At 72.6% G+C, this 21793-nt stretch carries 17 protein-coding genes and 2 pseudogenes; 5 read left to right on the forward strand and 14 right to left on the reverse strand.

Annotated features, from left to right (window positions below):
• Positions 1–71: 71 nt before the first annotated feature.
• Positions 72–920, reverse strand: a complete 849-nt coding sequence (locus ACFQZ6_RS33820; RefSeq protein ID WP_381617225.1) for a helix-turn-helix transcriptional regulator — start codon at positions 918–920, stop codon at positions 72–74.
• Between the two features lie 138 nt (positions 921–1058).
• On the opposite strand from ACFQZ6_RS33820, the gene ACFQZ6_RS33825 reads away from it, so the two are divergent.
• A complete protein-coding gene (locus tag ACFQZ6_RS33825; protein WP_381617228.1) occupies positions 1059–1838 on the forward strand; it encodes an NAD(P)H-dependent oxidoreductase in 780 nt (259 codons plus the stop codon).
• A gap of 231 nt (positions 1839–2069) precedes the next feature.
• A pseudogene (locus tag ACFQZ6_RS33830) lies at positions 2070–2318 on the forward strand (SRPBCC family protein); the annotation flags it as partial.
• Between the two features lie 99 nt (positions 2319–2417).
• On the opposite strand, the gene ACFQZ6_RS33835 reads toward ACFQZ6_RS33830, so the two are convergent.
• From ACFQZ6_RS33835 to ACFQZ6_RS33865, 7 genes are all read right to left on the reverse strand, one after another.
• Entirely contained in the window at positions 2418–5195 is a 2778-nt protein-coding gene (locus ACFQZ6_RS33835) for a glycosyl hydrolase (protein ID WP_381617231.1), read from the reverse strand.
• A 306-nt stretch (positions 5196–5501) separates the two neighbouring features.
• Positions 5502–5948 (reverse strand): nuclear transport factor 2 family protein, encoded by a 447-nt coding sequence (locus ACFQZ6_RS33840; RefSeq protein ID WP_381617234.1) that lies wholly within the window; start codon positions 5946–5948, stop codon positions 5502–5504.
• 115 nt (positions 5949–6063) lie between these two features.
• Positions 6064–7134: a fatty acid desaturase family protein gene (locus tag ACFQZ6_RS33845; protein WP_381617236.1), complete on the reverse strand. Its 1071-nt coding sequence runs from the start codon at positions 7132–7134 to the stop codon at positions 6064–6066.
• Positions 7135–7378: 244 nt separating this feature from the next.
• Complete coding sequence (locus ACFQZ6_RS33850) at positions 7379–10387, reverse strand: PQQ-dependent sugar dehydrogenase (RefSeq protein ID WP_381617239.1); 3009 nt, start codon at positions 10385–10387, stop codon at positions 7379–7381.
• Positions 10388–10499: 112 nt separating this feature from the next.
• On the reverse strand, positions 10500–11483 hold the full coding sequence (locus ACFQZ6_RS33855; protein ID WP_381617242.1) for a sugar phosphate isomerase/epimerase family protein: 984 nt from the start codon (positions 11481–11483) through the stop codon (positions 10500–10502).
• A 301-nt stretch (positions 11484–11784) separates the two neighbouring features.
• The gene (locus tag ACFQZ6_RS33860; protein ID WP_381617244.1) at positions 11785–12954 is read right to left on the reverse strand and encodes an NAD(P)/FAD-dependent oxidoreductase; all 1170 of its coding nucleotides are present in this window, start codon (positions 12952–12954) and stop codon (positions 11785–11787) included.
• A 211-nt stretch (positions 12955–13165) separates the two neighbouring features.
• Positions 13166–13663: a lamin tail domain-containing protein gene (locus ACFQZ6_RS33865; RefSeq protein WP_381617247.1), complete on the reverse strand. Its 498-nt coding sequence runs from the start codon at positions 13661–13663 to the stop codon at positions 13166–13168.
• A gap of 199 nt (positions 13664–13862) precedes the next feature.
• Between ACFQZ6_RS33865 and ACFQZ6_RS33870 the strand changes: the two genes are divergently transcribed.
• Together ACFQZ6_RS33870 and ACFQZ6_RS33875 are read left to right on the forward strand one after the other, a co-directional pair.
• On the forward strand, positions 13863–15089 hold the full coding sequence (locus tag ACFQZ6_RS33870) for a cytochrome P450 (protein WP_381617250.1): 1227 nt from the start codon (positions 13863–13865) through the stop codon (positions 15087–15089).
• 14 nt (positions 15090–15103) lie between these two features.
• A pseudogene (locus ACFQZ6_RS33875) lies at positions 15104–15781 on the forward strand (hypothetical protein); the annotation flags it as partial.
• A gap of 29 nt (positions 15782–15810) precedes the next feature.
• Here ACFQZ6_RS33875 and ACFQZ6_RS33880 read toward each other — a convergent pair.
• From ACFQZ6_RS33880 to ACFQZ6_RS33895, 4 genes are all read right to left on the reverse strand, one after another.
• Positions 15811–16932, reverse strand: a complete 1122-nt coding sequence (locus ACFQZ6_RS33880; RefSeq protein ID WP_381617253.1) for a sensor histidine kinase — start codon at positions 16930–16932, stop codon at positions 15811–15813.
• Positions 16925–17614 (reverse strand): response regulator transcription factor, encoded by a 690-nt coding sequence (locus tag ACFQZ6_RS33885; RefSeq protein ID WP_381617256.1) that lies wholly within the window; start codon positions 17612–17614, stop codon positions 16925–16927. The genes ACFQZ6_RS33880 and ACFQZ6_RS33885 overlap by 8 nt, the downstream gene beginning before the upstream one ends.
• Positions 17615–17852: 238 nt before the next feature.
• On the reverse strand, positions 17853–18560 hold the full coding sequence (locus ACFQZ6_RS33890) for a VanZ family protein (RefSeq protein WP_381617258.1): 708 nt from the start codon (positions 18558–18560) through the stop codon (positions 17853–17855).
• A gap of 98 nt (positions 18561–18658) precedes the next feature.
• Positions 18659–19498 (reverse strand): helix-turn-helix transcriptional regulator, encoded by an 840-nt coding sequence (locus tag ACFQZ6_RS33895; protein ID WP_381617261.1) that lies wholly within the window; start codon positions 19496–19498, stop codon positions 18659–18661.
• A 139-nt stretch (positions 19499–19637) separates the two neighbouring features.
• Here ACFQZ6_RS33895 and ACFQZ6_RS33900 point away from each other — a divergent pair, with 139 nt between their 5' ends.
• Entirely contained in the window at positions 19638–20417 is a 780-nt protein-coding gene (locus tag ACFQZ6_RS33900) for an SDR family NAD(P)-dependent oxidoreductase (RefSeq protein ID WP_381617263.1), read from the forward strand.
• 6 nt (positions 20418–20423) lie between these two features.
• On the opposite strand, the gene ACFQZ6_RS33905 is transcribed toward ACFQZ6_RS33900, so the two are convergent.
• A complete protein-coding gene (locus ACFQZ6_RS33905) occupies positions 20424–21221 on the reverse strand; it encodes a thymidylate synthase (RefSeq protein WP_381617265.1) in 798 nt (265 codons plus the stop codon).
• 11 nt (positions 21222–21232) lie between these two features.
• Entirely contained in the window at positions 21233–21769 is a 537-nt protein-coding gene (locus tag ACFQZ6_RS33910) for a nucleotide triphosphate diphosphatase NUDT15 (protein WP_381617267.1), read from the reverse strand.
• Between the last annotated feature and the right edge of the window lie 24 nt (positions 21770–21793).

Raw genomic sequence — 21793 nt, forward strand, 5'->3', positions numbered from 1 at the left:
TCCCTCTGTCGGGGCCTGCTCCCCTCCCCGGACGGGCTCCCCTGCTGGCCGCCGAGCAGGGCGTCGGCGGGCTACTCGCGGACTCGGGTGGTGACGGTGGGACGCGTGTCGCCGCCGTCCGTGTCCAGGCCCGCGAGCAGGCGCAAGCCGTCCTCGGTGGGGCTGCCGGGGGCCGCGGACAGCACCAGCAGCTCCATGCCCGTGGCGTCGGGGAGCGCGAGGTTCTCCTGGTGCAGTTCGAGCAGGCCGACCAGCGGGTGCCGGTACGCCTTGCGCCCATGGGTGCGGGCGCGGACGTCCGCACGAGCCCAGAGGCGGCGGAAGCGCTCGCTGCCCATCGCCAGCTCTCCGATGAGCGAGGCCAGGCGAGGGTCCTCGGGGAACTGGCCCACGGCCAGGCGCAGATGCCCGACCACGTCCAGGGTGCACGTCTCCCAGTCCGCGTACAGACCGCGCTCGGCCTCCTCGAGGAAGATGTGCCGGGCGGTGTTCAGCCCCGGTATCGGCTGGCCGAGCAGGAGCCCGGCGAGGCGGTTCCCGGCCAGCACGTCCAAGCGGTGGTTCATGATCAGCGCGGGTGCGTCGGTGATCAGGTCGAGGACGCGCAGCAGCTCGGGCCGGACCCGCCCGCCCGGCACCTTCGCCCCGCGGCGGCGCTGCCGGGCGAGCCGGTCGAGGTGCCCGCGTTCGGTCTCGTCGAGGCCGAGGACGCGGGCGAGCGCGTCGAGGATCTGCTCGGAGGGCTGCTTCGCGCGGCCCTGCTCCAGGCGTACGTAGTAGTCGACGCTGACGCCGGACAGGTGCGCGACCTCTTCGCGGCGCAGCCCCGCGACCCGGCGGCGGCTGTCGGTGGGGATGCCGACGGTGGCCGGGTCGACCCGGCCGCGCCGGGTCCGCAGGAAGTGCGCGAGATCCTCCATGCCCTCCAGTATCACCGCGTCGGCCCCCGCGAAGGTGGCCCTGCCGATACCAGGAACTCCCGGCCCAGGAAGAGGAGCCCCTGAACGCCGGGCGCCCGGACGCCCAGGATCGGGGGCATCCGATCCCCAGGAGTTCCCATGAAGACGCTGATCGTCCACGCCCACCCGGAACCGCGGTCCCTCAACAGCTCGCTGAAGGACCTCGCGGTGTCCACCTTGGAAGGCGCCGGGCACGAGGTACGGGTGAGCGATCTGTACGCGATGGACTGGAAGGCGGTGCTGGACGCCGCGGACTACGGCCCCCACGCCTCAAGCCCGCTGAGGGTCGCGGCGGACTCGGGCCGGGCCTTCGACGCCGGGACGCTCACCGAGGACATCCGCGCCGAGCAGGAGAAGCTGCTCTGGGCCGACACGATCATCTTCCAGTTCCCTCTGTGGTGGTACACCATGCCCGCCATCCTCAAAGGCTGGGTGGACCGGGTGTTCACCTACCACTTCGCGTACGGAGTCGGCGAGCACAGCGACACCAAGTACGGCGAGCGCTTCGGCGAGGGCACCCTCGCGGGCCGCAAGGCCCTGCTGTCGGTGACCGTCGGCGGACCGGAGTCGCACTACGGCGCTCGCGGGATCAACGGCCCCATCGACGACCTGCTGTTCCCGTTCCAGCACGGCATCCTCTACTACCCGGGTATCGAGGTGCTGCCGCCCTTCGTGCTCTACGGCGTCGACCGGATGACCGAAGAGACGTGGCCGGACGTCGCCAAGGCATGGGAGCAGCGCCTGCTCACCCTGGAGTCGACCGAGCCGATCCCGTTCCGGCGGCAGAACTTCGGCGACTACGAGATCCCGTCGCTGCGTCTGAAGGAGGGCCTGGAGCCCGCGGGCCGCACAGGTTTCGGGCTGCACGTACGAGACTGACCGCCGCCGACGGACACGAACTGAGGCGGACTCGGGGAGGAACAGCCCGGGGGCCGTGGCGACCGTGCCTGACGGGCAGCCTGGCCCGGCGGGAACGCCGCGCGCGGTTCCTGCCCGGCGGCCCCGTCGCCGTGACCGTTCAGGACTGCCGCCGACGAGTCGCCGCGACCAGCCCTCGTCGGCCGTGGCTCACCGGGCCCCCGGGTGAGGCGAGGATCGTTGGGAGGCCGCATGGGTGTCCACAACGTTCACCAGCGCCTGCTGCCCGCGAAGGCGCACAAGGTGGGTGCCCTGCTCGACACCCTCTCCGGCGACTGCGACGTGCTGTGGCCCGACCGGTCGTGGCCCACGATGAGGTTCGACCGGCCGCTCGCTGTCGGGGCGGTCGGCGGCCACGGGCCGGTGCGCTACACCGTGGCCGCGTACGTCCCCTCCACATGGGCGCGCTTCACCTTCGACGGGCCGCGCGGCTTCCACGGCGCCCCCGCCTGACCCCGGGCCGTGCTCGCCCGCACGGCGACGGTGGCCGCGGGCCAAGGCCCCGCGGCCACCGTCATCGGCCGTCGGTCACCGTCCGCGTCACTCGTACGGGATGACCACCACGGACGTCTCCGTGCCGGTGCGCACCCGCGACGTGGCGTTGCCGATCGCGTTCCACACCTCCAGCCGTACGGTTCCGTTCACCAGGTCGCCGAGGGTTCCGGAGGCGGACTTCAGGCCGGTGCCCTGGGTGTAGTCCTCCCACCCGGTGACCGGGTCGGTGGCGAAGTACCGGTAGGTCTCGACGCGGTCGAAGGTGCCGTCACCGGTGAGGTCGTAGCTGATCCGGACCTGGGGGGCGACCGCGATGGCCGTGCCGGAGTCGACGGGGAGGCGGAAGGCGGTCGTGCCGCCCGACTTCAGTCGCCCGTTGACGCCCGTGACCTGGTAGACGAGCGGGTTGGTGGGCGTTCCGTCGTGGTTGTCGCCACCGGCGGAGGCGATGGTGTCGGCGCCCGCCGTGGCACCGGTGGCGGTGGTGAGGGTGCCGCCCGTGCGCAGTTGGAAGGTGTTGCCGGTGGACGTACCCGGCGGAGTGCCCGGGTCGGTACCGGTGCCGGTCCCCGTCGCGGTGGACCGGGCCGGGACGGTGAGCGTCTTGCCGTCGGAGAAGGTGACGGTGCGGGAGGTGGAGCCGTGGTTGTGGGCGGCGTAGGTGCGCACGCCGTTCTTGCTGAACACGGCCGAGGTCGGGATGTCGCCGGTCACCGAGGGGTCGGGGGCGCCGAGCGCGTCCAGGGTGGCGATCCAGTGGTAGGTGTGGGCCTTGGACTCGCCCTGCTCGGGGGTGTATCCGGCGTTGCCAGCGTCCCACTTGGCCTTCGCGGCGGCCGGGTCGGCCAGTGACTCGAACTCCCAGAGGATGTCGCGCCACTCGACCGCGGGCCCGCCGTTCTCGCGCTCGAGTTCGGCGAGGTTGCGGCGGATCGCCGCCTTGTACCCGCCCAGGTGCGGGGAGCCGCCCGCGGTCACCGGCAGCACGTTGATGCCGTGGATCTCCTCGGGGTTGGCGGTCCACCAGGTGGCGTACGCGCCGCCGCTGCCCCACACCATGCCGACGGTGTCATGGGTGAAGGCCTGGGGGAACACCTGCTGGTCGGCGTCGAACCAGTACTGCGCGATCGCCGCGCTCTCGGTGGCGAGCAGGTAGCTGCCCAGGCCCCGCAGGGAGGTGTCACCGGTCGCGGCGCCCCACAGCACCAGGGCGGCGCTCAGGTTGGTGGACTCCGAGGAGGACTCCTGGTTGTTGCCCGCCGCGAAGCCCTGGTGGCCGGAGGCCCAGCTATGCCCGGCGTAGACGTCGAAGCCGCGCAGGAAGGGGAAGGCGCCGTCGGTGCGGCTGGGGTTGGCGGTGTCGCGGATCAGCGCCTTGACCATGCCGCCCCACGCGGAGTCCGCCGCCCAGGAGGCGTCGTACTGGGCGACGATCGCGGCGGCGTACACGTAGTAGCCGTAGTGGAAGTGGTGGTCGTTGAGTTCGGCGTCGCTGCCGTAGGAGGCGGGGTAGCCGATCAGGGTCTTCCAGTCCCGGTCGTAGGAGAACTCGCTCGCTCCGCCCGCCGTGAACCACTCCTGGAGCCGGCCCTTGAGCAGCGCGACCAGCTTGTCCCGGACGGCCGTCTCACCGATCTGCTCGGCGAGCGGCACGAGTTGGGCCAGCTTGCCGAGCGCCTTGCCGGTCCAGTAGGTGTCGGTGGCCCCGGAGAACGGGTCGGAGGCCGAGGCGACCTCGTTCAGGTAGGTCCGCAGCCGGGCGGTGTCCACGGCGTCGGTCCTCGGCAGCCCCGGCAGCACGGGCGCGGTCTTCTGGCTGGTGGTGAACGACGTCGCCTCGCGGACCTTCATCGTGCCGCGCGGCGACACATAGGTGTACGGGGTGAGGGTGTCGGCGGTGTTCATCCACTGGTGCCGGTAGAGGGCGAGCACCGTGCCGCGCTCGGTGCCCTCCTTGGCCTCGGTGGTGACCCGGTAGGTGGCCCGGACGGTGCCGCCCGACTCACTCCACTCCACCTGCGAGCCGGTGACGAAGCTGTAGGCGTACTTCCGGTACGTGGCCAGCGCGTCGGTGGAGGGCAGGACGGCCACGGAGAAGTAGTCCCGGGTGCCGAGGCCGGTGCTGACCGTCGTCCCGGACACGTTCCAGTCGCTGCCGCTGGGCCCGAACAGGGCGTAGTGGTGCCCGCCGACGGTGATGCCGACGACGTTGCCCTGGTCGGAGAAGACGGTCGGGGTCGACGCCGTGGTGATCTGGGCGTTGCCGCCGCTGCCCTGGGCGTACACGAACGGCATCCCGTGCCCGATGGTGGTGCGCAGCGTGCGCGTCCCGTCCGACCAGTACGGCGTGACGGTCCAGTCCGACCACGCGTCGGCCTTCGTGTCGGGCGAGTTGAGCCCGCTCAGCCCGATCGTCAGGTCCCGCTTGTGCGCGTACTCGTACTGGCGTCCGTCGCCGACGATCGCCGGGCTGGTCGGGTAGCCGACCTCGAGTCCGCCGGAGACGGCCTGGTAGGTGAGCGGGTGGCCGTACATGGGGGTGGAGTACGGGTTGTCGCCGTAGCGCTGGAAGGCCAGCGAGGACCACCAGTCGTTGGTGGGTACGGGCTTGCCCTGCGCGGCCTGGGTGACCTTGGGGGTCACCGGTGTGCCGGTGTTGGTCGTGGGGCCGGTCGTGCCGGAGGGCCGGGTGTCGGAGTAACTCCCGGCGCCCACCGGGACGGTGGCGGCCGCCGCGGGTGTGGCGGCCGGGCCGAGGCCGACGGCGGCCAGGGCGACCGTCAGGACCAGCGCGGCGGTCGGCCGTGGTGGGGGGACTGGCATGGGGAACACCTCATGTCATCGCGGAGGACGGGATCTCGTCTCGCCGACGGCGGGCGGCGGACCACCGCAAGGGCGCCGTCGGCGCCCTGGGGAGGGTGGTGGACCGCTGCGGAACCGTCGGTGGAGCGGGTTCGGGACCCCTGCCTGAGAGCGCTCTCAGGCAGGGCGAAACGTAAAGCTCCTGAAACCCACTGTCAATAGATCGCGCACGTCCGGCCCGTCAACCGGGGCAAACCAGCAATTCCTGCGTAGGGGCGCGGAGTTGCCCGTTCGGGACTTGACGGGAGCCAGGGCCCCCAACTGCCCTCAGGAGGTGGGCGTGCACGCCTCCGCTATCGAGACGCTGTTCTCGTACAGGTGGTGGCGGGTGATCCGGCCGTCCTCCACGGTGAGGCGCAGTGCGAAGGGGCCCGCGAAGGACTTGCCCGTCGACCGTACGGTCCCCGAGAGGTGGCCCATCAGGACCGCGTCGGTGCCGTCGACGAGGAACGTGTCGACGCTGGCCCGCGCGTCCTCGGCCACCGTGTGCTCGGCCAGCTCCGTGAACTGGGCGGCGCACTCGGCTCCGGTGGAGCGCGGCCGGATCCACGGCACGGCGGGGTTCTCCGCGAGCAGCCAGTCGACGTCGTCCGCGAAGAGCGCGACGAGCCGCTCGACGTCCCCGGCCAGTCGGGCGGCCAGGAACTCCTGGACGACGCGACGCGTGCTGTCCGCGACGGAACTCGCCGGGGTGGAAGTGGACTTGACGGGCATGGGCACTCCTCGTCGGGCCGCGGTGACCGGACCCTATTCGGGGTCTCGTTGACGTGTGCCACGCTGCCGTAGCGCGGGAGCGTGGTCGATTACGTCAGGGGTAATGCCGGACACCTCAGATGTCGGCGCGCAGTGGCTCTCCGACCTCGTACATGTGCCGCAGGGCCTGGCGGTAGGAGTCGACGAGGCCGGTCTCCGCGTAGGGGAGGCGGAGGTCGCGGCAGTGGGCCTTCACCATCGACTGGGCGAGCCGCAGGTGGGGGCGGGGCATGTGGGGGAACAGGTGGTGCTCGATCTGGTAGTTCAGGCCGCCGAGGAACCAGTCGGTGAGGACACCGCCCCTGATGTTGCGGGAGGTGAGGACCTGGCGTCGCAGGTGCCCCCACTTCTCGCCGTCCGGGTCGGGCATGTCCATCCCCTTGTGGTTGGGCGCGAAGGCCAGGCCCAGGTGCAGCCCGAACAGGGCCTGGTGGAGCGCGGCGAAGGCGAGCGCGTGCGTGAGCGGCATGGTCGTCAGGAGCAGGGTGACGTACCCGGCGACGTGGGCGACGAGGAGCGTGCCCTCCACCAGGCGCTCGCGGCCGGTCTGGCGGCGCAGGTCCTGGAAGCCGTAGAGCTTCAGGGCGAGACCTTCGAGGAGGGTGAGGGGGAAGAACAGCCACGCCTGGTGGCGGGTGAGCCAGCCGCGGAAGCCGGTGCGGGAGGCGGCCTGCTCGCTGGTGAAGACGAGGATGTCGGCGGCGACGTCCGGGTCCTTGGCGATGTGGTTGGGGTTGGCGTGGTGGCGGTTGTGCTTGTCGTTCCACCACGCGTAGCTCATCCCGAGCAGCAGGTTGCCGTGGACGAGCCCGATGCGGCGGTTCGTGGCGCGGTCGCCGCTGATCTGGGCGTGGCCCGCGTCATGGCCGATGAACGCCGTACGGGCACACAGGACGGCCAGTACGGGGGCGAGGGCGAGCACCCACCACGAACCGCCGATGAGCGCCATGCCGGTGACGACGGCCGCCAGGCCGAGCGCGTTGACCGCGATGGTGCGCGCGTACCAGCCGGTGCGCCGGTCGAGCAGCCCTTGCCCCTTGACCAGGCGCAGCAAGGGCGCGAACTCGCTGCCGGTGTCCGGTGGGGACTGGCTCGCGGTGCTGGTTCGCTCGGGGTGCGGCGGGGCGGTTCCGGTGGCCAGGGCCATGGTGGGGCTCCCGTGTTCGGCGGATGCGTGGAGACGGCCCGCGGCGCGTCCGCCCGGCCTGGGAAGAACGTACGGAGCGGGGGCGCCTCGGGACCATGGAGCCATCACCCGGCCGGTCCGGGGGCGTCCCGGCGCGCCGAAGGTGGGGATAACCGCAGGTGACGTACGGCGCCCCGCCGTGCGGCACCGGGAGGGTGCCGCACGGCGGGGCGCCAGGGGAGGGGTGGCCGCGGGCCACCATCCGTCAGTCCATCAGCCAGCGCGCGTCGCGGACGAGGGCGGCGGACACCGTGGTGTCGCGCACCAGGTGCTGGTCGGCGGCGAGGGCGGCGAACCTGGCGAGTGCCTTGTCCGCCAGGCCGTCCCGGTCGGCCTCCGCGTGGCGGCGGGCCTGGTCGAGGCGGTCGAGGAGGTCCTCGGCGCCCTGGTCGGTGATCAGGCCCCGCTGGTGGAAGCGCTCGACCAGCGACCGTACGTCGGTGAAGGACGTCCTCGTGGTGAAGGTGACCTTCGTCGTGGTGCCGTTGCCCGCCGGGTCCTCGGCGGTCACCACCAGGGCGTGCGTGCCGAGCGGCAGTCGCCACAGCTCCAGCTCACCGGCGGTGACCGGGTCCCCGTCGAGCGTGGCGGCCGTCGGGACCTCGCCGTACGCCGCGTCCACGGCGGTGAGGGAGAGGTCCGGTGTCGCGGAGTCGCCGTACCGCGCGCCGTCGGTGAGACCGGAGACGGTGATCTTCGGACCGGCCTTGTCGGCGACGCCGGGGCCCGTGAAGGCGAAGGCGTCGGCCGTCACGCCGCCACTGGAGGTGACGTACAGGACACCGGTGCCCGAGGGCGCGTCCGCGAGCGGTGTGCTGACGGTCTGCCAGCCGTCCCCGGCCGGGACGCGCACCGTCGCGAACGGGTCGGCGGTGGCGGAGTCCCAGCGGAGCCGGAGTTCCCCGGCGCCGTGGGCGACCGTCCGTACGGCGGTGACGCCGGTGAGATTGACGGGGCCGTAGGCGATGCTGTCCCCCGCGTCGAAGGAGGTGAGCTTGCGCAGGCCGGACGCGGTGGCGTCGTCGGTGACCTCGACGCCGGTCAGGACGTCGGCGTGCTCGGCCTCCAGCAGGGACGGGTTGAGGACGACCTGCGCCTCGCCGGTGAGGGCCGGTACGCCGTTCGAGCCGCCACCGTCGGTGTAGGTCACGCCGAGGACGCCGAAGACGTTCTCGGTGGCGCCGTGCCCGGCGTCCTGCGGTGTGACGACCGTGCCCCTGCACCCGGTGCCGCTGTCGACGGGGTGCCCGTGCTCGTTGTGCCCGAGACCGAAGGTCCAGGCCAGCCGGGCGCAGTCGACGCCGTCGGTGCCGTCTTCTGGATCGGTCACCTTCACCTCGTACGGGACGGTGTCGCCCCAGGTGAAGAAGCCGCCGTGGGCCGGGAAGGTGATCTCCACCGTCGGCGCGGTGTTGCCGACGGTGATCTGCCGGGAGGCGAGGGCGGTCAGGCCCAGCGGGTCGGTCACCCGCAGGCGGGCCTGGAACTGGCCGTCGTCCGCGTAGGTGTGGGTGGCGGTGCGGCCGGTGGCGTCGTAGCTGCCGTCACCGTCGAGGTCCCAGTCGTACGTCAGGGCCCGGCCCTCGGGGTCGGTGGAGCCCCCGGCGTCGAAGGTCACCTCAAGCGGCCCCCGCCCGGAGGTCTTCGAGGCCGTGAACTCGGCGTGCGGCGACTTGTTGCCCTCGGTGTAGTCGACGCGGTAGAGCCCGGCGTCGGGGTTCTCGCGGAAGAAGCCGTCGCCGTAGTCGAGGACGTACAGGGAGCCGTCGGGGCCGAACTCCATGTCCATGGGGTTGTCCCAGATCGGCTGGCCGCCCGCGGTGAGGGCCGTGTTCGGCAGGAAGTCCTCGATCTTGCTGACCGGGCCGTCGGGGCCGTCCGAGGTGAAGGCGGCCACGTAGTCCTGGGAGAACTCGCCGAAGAAGTGCTTGCCGTCCCAGTACGCCGGGAACTTGGTGCCCGCCGGGTTGTCCTCGTCGTAGTGGTAGACGGGACCGCCCATCGGGGCCTGGCCGGTGCCGGAGCCGAACGCGGTCAGCTCGGGCCAGGGCTGGTCGGTGTCCCGGTCGCCGTACCAGAGGGTGGCGGGGACGGCCGGGGGCAGCGTGGTCAGGCCGGTGTTCCAGCGGGAGTCGTTGACCGGGGCGGAGCAGTCGAACGCGGGCCCGGAGGTGAGGGTCGCGAAGTCGAAGTCCCGGTACGGCTGGGAGTTGTCGCCGGTGCAGTACGGCCAGCCGCTGTTCATCGGCTTGCTGGTGGTCTGCCACTCGACCAGGCCCATCGGGCCGCGGTCCGGGTTGGCGGTACCGGCGTCGGGGCCGTAGTCGCCCCAGGAGAGGGTGCCGGTGGCGTCGTCCACGTCGATGCGGAACGGGTTGCGCACACCCATGACGTAGATCTCCGGGCGGGTCTTCGCGGTGCCCGGCGGGAACAGGTTGCCCTCGGGGATGGTGTAGCCGCCGTCCGCCCCGGGCCGGATGCGCAGGATCTTGCCGCGCAGGTCGTTGGTGTTGCCCGCGCCGCGCCGGGTGTCCAGGCCCGGGTTGTAGCCGGGCGCGTCGTTGATGGGCGCGTAGCCGTTGGTGTTCGGGCCGCTGGCGGGGGTGTTGTCGCCGGTGGCCAGGTACAGGTTGCCGTCGGCGTCGAAGTCGACGTCACCGGCGACGTGGCAGCACTGGCCGCGGGTGTGCGGCACCCGGATGATCTCCTGCTCGCTCGACAGGTCGAGCCCGTCGCCGGTCCACTTGAAGCGGGCCAGCAGGTCGTAGCCCTCCCAGCGCGCCCAGTAGGAGTCGTCCTCACCGGCGGGCAGGGTCTGCGGGGCCGAACCGGCGGGGGTGTCCAGCGGCGGGGAGTAGTAGAGGTAGACCCACTTGTTGTCCTCGAAGTCCGGGTCCAGGGTGACGGTCTGGAGCCCCATCTCCGAGTTGCGGTAGACGTCGATGTGGTTGACGACCGTGGTCGTGCCGACGTTGGGATCGGTGAGCCGCAGGTCACCGTTGCGGGCGGTGTGCAGGACCCGGTTGTCGGGCAGCACGGCGAGGTCGATGGGCTCGCCGACGCTCTTGGTGAGCGTGACGCGCTCGTAGTTGGCCCAGTCGAGGGCCGGGTCGTCCGCCGCGGCGGCGGACTGGGCCGCGGGCAGGACGAGCCCGGCCAGCGGCAGGGACGCGAGTGCGGCTCTGGCCGCCCAGCGTCTGAGGGTGCGGTGCATCGGTCGTGTGTCTCCTTCGCCGGGCGCGTGTGGACGCGCGGTCAGGAAGCCGGGAGCGGGAACGCCGGAGGAAGCGCGGGAAGCGCAGAGGGCTCGGTGGAGGAGGGCGGCGTCAGTCGAGCAGCGCCGACAGCGCCTGGTAGCTGCGCTCCGCCGCCCCCAGCGAACCCGGCGGGTTCGGCAGGGCGTTGGGCGCGGTGTCCTGCTCCCAGACGCCGACGTGCGTGCCGCGCGGGCCGATGGAGTGGATGAACCGCTGCCAGGGCAGGTCACCGGCGCCGAACTCGACGATGTCGTAGCCGTTGGCGTTCTCCGCGTTGGTGGCGCCGTCCTTCATGTGGAACAGCGGGTAGCGGTCCGGGAACCGGCGGACGTACGCGGCAGGGTCGAAGCCGGGCCAGCGGTACTGGCCCACGTACGCCCAGTAGACGTCCAGTTCGAGGTAGACGTGGCGCGGGTCGGTGTGCTCCAGGAACACGTCGTACAGCCGGACCTCGGGCTGGTCGGTGGCCAAGGCGAACTCGCCCGCGTGGTTGTGCTGGTAGAGCTTCAGCCCGCGCGCGCTCGCCTCGGCGCCCCAGGTGTTGAACTCCGCGGCGGCGGCCCGGTAGCCGTCGACGGTGTTGAGGGAACTGGGCGCGTTGGCGGTGCCGATGTGCGGCATCCCGAGGGCCTCGGCGATGTCGAGCTGGCGCTGGAGGTCGGTGCGCAGCGCGTTGATGCCGACGTGGCTGCCCACGGCCTTCAGCCCGTTGTCGTCGAGCAGTCGGCGGATCTCCGGGACGGTGATCTGGCGGCCCAGGATGGCGGTGGACTGGGTGTAGCCCGCGAACTCCACCTCGGTGAAGCCCATCCGGGACAGTTCCTCGAAGACCACGGCGAACCCGAGGGAACTCACCTTGTCGCGGATGCTGTAGAGCTGGATGGAGATCCGGTCCCGGGGAATGCTCAACGCCCCCGCGCCGTGGTTGGGTTCGGCGTCCGCCGCGGCGGCGGGCACGGCTCCCGCCAGGGTGACGGCGCCCACCGCGACGGTGGCTCCGGCGGTGGCTCTCAGAAACGACCTGCGGTCGAAGTCCCTGTGTGACGGTCTCACGGTCACTCCTCGTTCGTGTGCGGCGCAAGCGCGGGCGGAGCTGAACGGAACACAGGTGGGGGGTGGTTGCTCGGGCACGAGCGTGCGGTGGGACGGCCCGTCAATCGGGGCATGTCCGTGCAACGTCGGCGAAACGTCCGGGTCGAGGCGAGACAGTAGGAGGCTTTCGCTACCGGTGTCCATACGTTGAACCTGAAACGACCCCAACTTTTTCTGAAACCAGCAAAAGTATGCCGGGATCAGGAAAATGTACGGCCCTACTCGGACGTAGTGCTTGACACGGCCGGGAAGGACGTGTGGTCTACTGCTCACCCAGCGTGGTGGCGCGCTGGTCGACCTCGAAGTCCGAACGGCGGACACCGGTGAACCGCGTGGGCCGGAAGGACGTGAGGAGGTCCTGCTCCTGGTCGGTGCTGACCTCGGCCGCGGCCAGCCGTCCGAGGACCGGCGCCAGGGTGATCCCGCTGTGTGAGACCAGGTGGTAGACGCGGGACCGCGCGGAGGCGTACCCGGCGATGGTGTGCCCGTCCGCGGGCAGGGACCGGAACGCGACGCGCAGGTCGATCCGCGGGGCGTGGGCCGGGCGGCCGGTCAGCAGGGCGGCGAACCGCCGGGCGAGGGTGCGGGCCAGGTCCCCGTCCGGAGCTGGCGGGGCCGCCGGGTCGACCTCCGCGTTCAGGTCGAGGGCCTGGACGACGGTCTGTCCGCCGGCGGCGGGGCGCAGGTTGAGGCCGGGGCTGTGGACCACACAGCGCAGGCCGAGTTCCGGGGACCTGACGTACCCGAGCAGACCGACGGTCTGCGCTCCCCGGCCCGTCTCCGTCACCAGGGGGATGTCCACGCCGATCCCCGCGGCGAGCCCCTGGGTCCAGCGGCCCGCCGCCAGGACGACCCGGTCGCCCGCGAGGACCTCGCCGTCGGCCAGCGTGACGGACACCCCGTCAGGCCGGTCGTCGAGGGCCACGACCTCCCCGACAACCAGCCTGGCGCCGTGCCGTTCGGCGTCCGCCAGCAGGTTCGCCACGAAGAGGTCCGGCAGCACGTACCCCTCGCCGGGGAAGTGCGCGATGGCCGTGATGGTCTCCGGAATCCGCAGGTCGCCCGCGATGCGCGTGGCCTCCCCGGCCGTGATCCAGCGGGCGGGGTAGCCGAGCGACCGCAGCCGTTCCACGTTGTCGGCGAGGCGTCGTTCGTGCGCGGAGTCCGCCCATTGCAGCGCCCCGCTGGGGAAGTACGACGGCTCGCCGGGCAGTTGCCCGGCGAGCCTGGCGTGCTCCGCCATCCCGGCGACGTTCAGCCGGTGGTAGTCCGGATCGGGCTTCCGGCTCGAATTGGTCCAGGCGAAGGTGGTCGCGGTGGTACCGGCACCGGCCCCCCGCCGGTCCAGCAGGACGACCTCCGCACCGCCGAGGGCGAGCTGCCGCGCGACGCTCAGCCCCAGCACACCGGCACCCACGACGATGACCCTCATCGTTCGCCCGTTCCCCTCTGCCGCCGGCCCGTCGTCCCCTGGGCATGATGACAGCCGGGCACGCGGGCGTCAGCGGCCCGGACGGCCCCGCTTGACGTACAGCCGGTTTCCCGCCGGGCCGGTCCACTCCAGCCGCACGCCCCCGGGCACCGCGGCGTCCCCGAAACGGGCGCCACCCGGTCCTCCAACACCGCGGTGCGCAACGGGTCGGTCAGCCGTGGTAGTTGATGTACCCGTTGCCGTCCCGGTCGTTGTCCCGCTTGGTGTAGGAGTGGACGTCGGCGCGGGACCCGGAGGGCTTGTAGAAGTAGATGGTGTCCTTGTCGTTGTTCCAGATGAAATTGCAGTTCTGTCGGTAGACGACGTTGTTGGCGTCGGAGTCGGTGCCCCGCCCGCCGCGCAGCTTCACGTAGTCGCCGGGCTGGAGGTAGTGGTTGGCGGGGAAGGCGAACCGGTTGCCAGCGGCGTCCTTGACGACGTAGCCCTTGAGGTTGACGGTCGTGCTGCTGGAGTAGTTCTTGATCGTCAGGTACTCGTCCCGGGTGTTGCCCCCACTGCACCGGTTGTCGTCCGAGCCCGGAGCGTCGTACTGGATGCCCTTGATCTTCAGCGCCGAGGTGTACTCGGTGGCCTGGGCGGGCGCGGCGGCCACGGCGGCGAGGATGCCGGTGGCGGCGGCGGTGGTCGCCACGGCGGTGCGTATGCGCATGAGGTGATCCCCCCTCGATGGTGCGAACAGTGCGGGCGGGAGCCTATCGAATGTGAAGAACGTGTGTCGTGGAAGTGAAGGAAGTGGGCGGAGCGCGCCCGCGTGAGGGGCGTGCGGGGCCGTGCGCCCCTGTGCGTGCGGTGGGTGCTCGACTACCGTGAGGCGCGGGTACGTCGTCGCCGATCTCCCGGGGGGTTCCATGTCCACCGCGCGGCAGGTCCCCGACCTCCTCTCACCCGAGTTCGCCGCGGACCCCTACCCGGCCTACCGCGTCCTGCGCGAGAGCGCCCCGCTGCACTGGCACGAGGCCACCGGCAGCTACGTCATCTCCCGGTACGAGGACGTCGAGCGGGTCTTCAAGGACCGCGACGGCGAGTTCACCACCGAGAACTACGCCTGGCAGGTCGAGCCGGTGCACGGCAGGACGATCCTGTCGCTCAGCGGCCGTGAGCACGCCGTGCGGCGCGCCCTCGTCGCCCCCGCCTTCCGGGGCCGCGACCTCCAGGAGCGGTTCCTGCCCGTCATCGAACGCGACTCCCGCGAACTCATCGACGCATTCCGGCACACCGGCTCCGCCGACCTGGTCACCGAGTACGCGACGCGCTTCCCGATCAACGTCATCGTGGACATGCTGGGCCTCGACAAGGCCGACCACGCCCGCTTCCACCGCTGGTACACCTCGGTCATCGCCTACCTCGGCAACCTCTCCGGGGACCCCGAGGTGACCGCGGCGGGGGAGCGGACCCGGGAGGAGTTCGCCGCGTACCTGCTGCCGATCGTCCGGGAACGCCGGGACAACCTCGGTGACGACCTGCTGTCCACCCTCTGCGCCGCGCAGGTCGACGGCGTCCAGATGAGCGACGAGGACATCAAGGCGTTCTGCAGCCTGCTGCTCGCCGCCGGGGGCGAGACCACCGACAAGGCCATCGCCAGCGTCTTCGCCAACCTGCTGCGCCACCCCGACCAGCTCGCCGCCGTCCGCGCGGACCGCGGCCTGGTGGCCCGCGCCTTCGCCGAGACGCTGCGCTACACCCCGCCCGTCCACATGATCATGCGGCAGTCCGCGACCGAGGTACGGCTCAGCGGCGGCACCATCCCGGCCGGTGCCACCGTCACCTGCCTCATCGGCGCCGCCAACCGGGACGGCGACCGCTACCGCGACCCCGACCGCTTCGACATCCTCCGCGACGACCTCACCCCCTCGACCGCGTTCTCCGCCGCCGCCGACCACCTGGCCTTCGCCCTCGGCCGCCACTTCTGCGTCGGCGCCTTCCTCGCCAAGGCGGAGGTCGAGACCGGCGTCAACCAACTCCTCGACGCCATGCCCGACATGCGGCTCGCCGACGGCCACGAAGTCGTCGAACAGGGGGTGTTCACCCGGGGTCCGCGGTCACTGCGGGTGCGGTTCACGCCGGTCGCCCGCTGACGGCGGGACCGCCCCGCGCCCGCGCGCTGCACACGGGCGAGGACCGCAAGGCCGCCACCGCCGAGTACCTCGCCCTCGCCGCCGAGTCGGCCGACTGGGACGACGACCCCGGCAGCCACGCCATGATCGCCTCGGAGGCGGCCGTACTCCTCGCGGAGTCGGGCGAGTTCGGCCCCGCCCGGGAGGCGGTGGACCAGGCACTGGCCGCCCACGCCCGGGCGCCGCGCTACGAGCAGCTCAGCAGTTGCCTGCGCGAACTCGCCCGCCTCCAGGCCCAGCAGCAGGGGGCCGAGGGCCTGACCGGCGCCCTCGCGTTCCTCACCGACGCCGAGCGCGTCGCCGACGAGGCCCGCGCCGCCGGGTACGAGGCCCAGGGCCGCCCCCTGGACCCCGCCCTGGCCTACGAACACGGGCGGGTCAACGCCTACGCAGGGGAGTATGAGGCCGCCCTGACCGCCCTGGAGAAGGCCCGCGACCTGCTCGGGGAGCCCGGGGCGGGGGAGGGGGACCACGCCGGTGAGTGGGCGGAGTGCGTCCGCCTCGCGGGTGCCGTGGAGGGCATCTACCTGGAACGCCGCGCCCCCGCCCTGGCCCGCCTCGACGCCGCGGCCACCCGGCTGACCGCCCTCGGCCACACCGAGGAGGCCGCACCGCTGACCGCCCTCGCGGCCGAACTGCGCGACAAGGAGTGACACACCGCGCGTCCCGGGAGGCTTCGTTCCTACCGGGCCGCCGTCGCCGCTCGGCGCGCCGTAACGCCACGCTCCGGTGCGCCGGGCAGCCACACCGAGACGACGAGGCCGCCGGTCGGGCGGGGCACCAGCCGCAGGGCACCGCCGTGCGCGCGGACGATGCTCCGCACGATGGCGAGCCCGAGGCCGACCCCGGCGTGCTCGTCGGTGCGCACGCGCTTCGCCCCGCGCTGGAACGGCTCCGTGAGCGTCGGCACCAGCTCCGGCGCCAGCCGGGGACCGGTGTTCTCCACCCGCAGCACGCTCGTGCCGCCGTACGCCTCCGTGCGCACCGTCACGGTCCCGTCCGCCGGGAGGTTGTGCACGACGGCGTTCTGGACGAGGTTCGTCACCATCCGCAGCAGCAGCTCCGCCGAGCCGCTGGTGCGGGCGGCGCCGCCGGTCACGTCGAGCGTGATCCGGCGCCGCTCGGCGAGGGGGAGCAGCGTCTCGCACACCTCCTCCGCGACGAGGGAGAGGTCGACGTCCGTACGCGTGAAGGTGCCGCGCTCGCCGCGGCTGAGCAGCAGCAGGGCCTCGGTGAGGTCGATCGCCCGGGTGTTGACGGCGTGCAGGCGCTCGATGAGTTCGTCCCGGTCCCGCGTGGGGTCCTCGCGGGCCACGTCGAGGAGCGTCCGGGAGATCGCCAGCGGGGTGCGCAGCTCATGGGAGGCGTTCGCGGCGAACCGCCGCTGCTCCGCGACATGGGACTCCAGCTGTTCGAGCATGGTGTCGAACGCGTCGGACAGCTCACGGAACTCGTCCTGGCGGCCAGCCATCCGGATCCGGTGGGACAGCGACCCGCCCCCCGCCTTCCGCGCCGCGTCGGTGATCCGGCCGAGCGGGGCCAGCATCCGACCGGCGAGCAGCCACCCCCCGACGAGCCCGAACACGAGCAGGAACGCCATCGCCACCGCCGCCGCCGGGCCGAAGGTGTGGATGAGGAGGTAGCGGTTGGGCGAGATCCCGAGGAGGCCCTGCGAGTTGTCGGGCACGTACCGCAGCAGGTACATCCACACCACGGCCAGCAGGAGCGCGCCCGCGACGAACAGGAACCCCGCGTAGCTGAGGGTGAGCTTCAGCCGGGCGCTCAGCCCCGGGCGCCTACGCATCGCGGTCACCGCCCCCGGGACGGTCGGCGTCGATGCGGTAGCCGACCCCCGGCACCGTGGCGATGATCCACGGCTCGCCGAGCCGCTTGCGCAGCGCCGAGACGGTGATCCGCACGGCGTTGGTCAGCGGGTCGGCGTGCGCGTCCCAGGCCCGCTCCAGCAGCTCCTCGGCGCTGACGACCCCGCCCTCGGCGGCGACGAGGACCTCAAGGACCGCGAACTGCTTGCGGGTCAGCGCCACGTACCGTCCGTCGCGGAAGACCTCACGGCGGAACGGGTCGACCCGCAGCCCCGCGATCTCGCGGACCGGGGGCCGGGCGTACGCGTGCCGCCGGTCGAGGGCCCGCAGCCGCAGCACCAGCTCCCGCAGGTCGAACGGTTTCGTGAGGTAGTCGTCGGCGCCCAGCTCGAACCCGGACGCCTTGTCGTCGATCCGGTCGGCGGCGGTGAGCATCAGGATCGGGATGCCGCTGCCGGAGGCGACGATGCGCCGGGCGACCTCGTCGCCGGACGGGCCGGGGATGTCGCGGTCCAGGACGGCGAGGTCGTAGGAGTTGACGCTGAGCAGTTTCAGGGCGGAGTCGCCGTCGCCCGCGATGTCGGCGGCGATCGCCTCCAGCCGCAGTCCGTCCCGGACGGCCTCGGCCAGGTAGGGCTCGTCCTCCACGATCAGTACGCGCATGTGCGCAGCCTAGGCAGGGGGGCATATCGCCGACGTATGCGCGGGGGCGGGCCCGCCGCCTACGCCGCCGGTCAGGACGCGAGGGCCCGGGCCCGCCGCCCGCCGCTGTCAGTCCCCACGAGGGTCCCGGGCCCGACGCCGGTGTCAGTCCCCGCGATGGTCCCGGTCACGCCGCCGGTGCCGCCCGCGAGGGTCCCGGTCCTACGCCCGCCGGTGCCGCCCGCGACGGCCCCGTTGCCTACGCCGCCGGGGTCAGCACGGGACGGTCCCGGTCCGACGGCGTCCGCTCCTCCCGCCCGCGCCACCAGCGGCGCGACGCCACCCCGGCGAGCACCGCACCGGCGGCGTTGACCAGGACGTCGTCCACGGACGACACCCGGTCAAGGCGCAGCACGTACTGCGCGGTCTCCACCAGGACCGAGCAGCCCGCCCCGAGCGCCAGGACCCGCGGCACGGACGCCAGCGCCGCCCACCGCACCGGGGCGAAGAACCCCAGCGACGCGAAGACCAGCAGATTGCCGACGATCCCGAGCGGCCCCATCACCACCAGGTCCCGCAACGGCACCAGACTCACCCGCGCGGGCGCGACCCCGGGCTCGGCACCCGGCATCATCGTCAGCCACACGAACGGCACCGTCCCGTGCACCATGCCCACCTCGGCCAGCGACCTCCGCCACGCCCCGGCGACCCCGGCGGCACGCCGACGCCGCGCCAGCGCCCACGCCAGCAGCACGGCCAACGGCACCGTGGCGAGGGTGACCAGCACCACGCCGTTGAACGTGTCGAGGCAGCCGTGCCACTGCCCGGCCACACACCGCGGCGCGGCCATGAAGAGCGCCCGCCGCATGACGAACAACAGGCCCGCCAGGCCGAGGAGCATCGAACTCAGCAGCACGATCCCGCGCGCACGGCGGGCCGGTGCCGCCACTGATCCGTTGTGGTTCATGCCCCCATTGCAGACGGCGGCGGGTTGCGACGGCGTATGCGGTTTTCCATACACCCGCGATACGCCCGCGACACCCGCGCCCCGCCCCCCTGCCCTGCCTACCCCACGAGTGACTGCGTGCCCAGAGCCGTGATCAGGGCGAGGCGGTCGGCGTCCTCCGTGCCGGGCTCGGCGGTGTACACCATGATGTGCAGGTCGCTGCCCGCCACGGTGAGGATGTCGCAGTCGAGGGCGACGGCGCCGACCCGCGGATGGTCGATGATCTTGCGGGCGGCCTCGTGGTGACCGGCGACGCCGGTGTCCCACAGCGTGGCGAACAGCTCACTCCTGCCGCGCAGTTCGGCGACGAGGCGCCTGAGCCGCCGGTCGGCCGGGTAGCGGGCGGTGACGGCGCGCAGGTTGGCGACGAGCGCCGTCCGCAGTTCGAGCCGGGACCGGGCGGTGTGCCGTACCCGGTCGTCCGGGTCGAGGAAGTTGCGCCACACCGCGTTGCGCTGGTGCCCCTGCCACCGGGACGGGTCGCCCATGAGGGCGGCGTACGGCGGGTTGGCGACGAGGAGCGTCCAGGCGGCGTCGAAGACGGCGACGGGGGTGTGCGTCAGCCGGTCCAGTACGCGCTGCACACCCGGCGTGAGGTGCGCGGGCACGCTGTCGGGCCCCGGCGGCTGGAGCCCGGCCAGGTGGAAGAGGTGGGCGCGCTCGGGCGCCGACAGCCGCAGCGCCCTGGCGAGCGCCTCGACGACCTGCGGGGACGGGCTGGTGGCGCGGCCCTGTTCGAGGCGGGTGACGTAGTCGACGGAGATCCCGGCGAGCTGGGACAGCTCCTCGCGCCGCAGCCCCGGGGTGCGCCGCTGGCCACCGGCGGGCAGTCCGGCGGCCTCCGGCGAGACCCGTTCCCGCCATCGGCGTACCGCCTGCCCGAACTCCGTCGCTGCCATGGTCGCCAGTGTGCCGCGTCCGCCGCCGGGGTGCCTGGTACTGGCGTTCCCAGGAAGAGGAGACGCCTGGCTGCCCGCACCGCCGGGGCGCAGGCTCGACCCCGGCGGCGCCCGCCGCCACAGGGAAGGGAAAGAGCCAGTGAGCAAGCTCGCACTCGTCACCGGGGCCACCTCCGGCATCGGCAGGTCCTACGCCGAACGCCTGGCCGCCGACGGCCACGACCTGGTGCTCGTGGGCCGCCGCGCGGACCGTCTGGAGTGGTTCGCCGCCGCGCACCGCGAGGTCAGGGTCAGGACGGTCGTCGCGGACCTGTCGACCGCCGAGGGCATCGACTCGGTCGCCCGGATCTGCGCCACCGAACCGCTGACCACGCTGGTCAACAACGCCGGTGTCGCCCACTACATGCCGCTCGCGGACCTCCCCGCCGAGCGGGCCACGGAACTCGTCAACGTCAAGGTCCTCGCCCCGACCCTGCTCACCCGCGCCGTCGTCGCGGCCATGCGGGAACGCGGCGGGGGCAGCATCGTCAACGTCGCCGGGATGATCGCGTTCAGCGGCCCCGCCCCGCACGCCCAGCTCCCCCGCCGCGCCGTCTACGGCGGCAGCCTCGCCTACCTCCTCACCTTCTCCCAGACGCTCAGCGCGGAGCTGGCGGGCACCGGCGTCCGGGTGCAGGTCGTCTGCCCGGGCGTGGTGGCCACCGAGTTCCACGAGCGCCAGGGCCTGGACCTGAGCCAGGTGCCCCGGATGACGCCCGACGACGTCGTCACCGCCAGCCTGCGCGGCCTGGAGCTGGGCGAGACCGTCTGCGCGCCCGGCGTGGAGGACACCGCCCTCCTGGACGCGGTCTTCGCCGCCGACCTCGCCGCGTTCGGCGCGCAGAGCACCGAGCTGGCGACCCGCTACCGCGCTGGCTGACCGGCCTCAGACCGCGACCGGCGCCTTGATGGCCGGGTGGTGCCGGTAGTCGAGCACGCTCACGTCGGAGTAGGCGTAGTCGAAGAGCGAGTCGGCCCGCCGCAGCCGCAGCCGGGGGAAGTCGAACGGGGTGCGCGACAGTTGCTCGGTGACCTGGTCGACGTGGTTGTCGTAGATGTGGCAGTCGCCGCCGGTCCAGATGAAGTCACCCGGTTCGAGGGCCACCTGCTGCGCCACCATGTGGGTGAGCAGGGCGTAGCTGGCGATGTTGAACGGCACGCCGAGGAACAGGTCCGCGCTGCGCTGGTAGAGCTGGCAGGAGAGCCTGCCGTCCGCGACGTGGAACTGGAACAGCGCGTGGCACGGCGCGAGCGCCATCGCGGGCAGCTCGGCGACGTTCCACGCGGAGACCAGCATCCGGCGGGAGTCAGGGTCCCGCCGCAGCGTGTCGAGTACGGCGCTGATCTGGTCGACGTGCGTGCCTTCCGGGGTGGGCCAGGACCGCCACTGGGCGCCGTAGACCGGGCCGAGGTCGCCGTTCGCGTCGGCCCACTCGTCCCAGATGGTGACGCCGTGCTCGCGCAGCCACCCCACGTTGGAGTCGCCGCGCAGGAACCACAGCAACTCGTACACGACGGACTTCAGGTGCACCTTCTTCGTGGTGACCAGCGGGAAGCCCCGCGCGAGGTCGTAGCGCAGCTGGTGCCCGAAGACGCTGCGGGTGCCGGTGCCCGTCCGGTCGCCCTTGGCCGTCCCGGACGTGAGCACGGTCCGCAGGAGGTCTTCGTACTGGGTGTCGGCCACGGTGGGCGAGTCTAACCGGCGGCCCGCGACGCCCTCGCGGCCGATCCCGCGCCGCCGACCACGTCGTACCCCTTGAACAGCGGCGCTCGACGGGTGTCCGCTGGCCAGAGCCGGTCCAGGACGGCGGCGGAGGGCGGGAAGAGCAGCGCGGCAGGGGGCACGGCGGCGCGGGCGAACCACTCCCACCGCACGATCTTGTCGGGCTCGGTGACCCGTGCCGTCCCCGCCGCCCCCTCGGCGACGGCGGCGGCCGTCACGCGTGTCAGTCCGTGCAGCCCGTCGACCAGCACCGCCAGCACCCGCACGCCGGACGGCGGCACGGCGAGCCCGGTCTCCTCGGCCAGCTCCCGCGCCGCCGCCGTCTCGAAGTCCTCGCCCGGGTCCACCTTGCCGCCGGGCAGCTCCCACCGGCCGTCGTGCGACAGGCCCAGCAGGACCCGGCCCTCCCGGTCGAGGACGGCGACGCCGACCCCCGTCAGGCCGCTGGCGGTGGGACGCGCCCGCCCGGGACGCTCGGTGGTGTGTCGTGGCGTGTTCACGGGGGCCATTCCACCCCATCCGGCGGCAGGCGG

The organism is Streptomyces flavalbus (assembly GCF_042674625.1).
Classification (GTDB): domain Bacteria; phylum Actinomycetota; class Actinomycetes; order Streptomycetales; family Streptomycetaceae; genus Streptomyces; species Streptomyces flavalbus.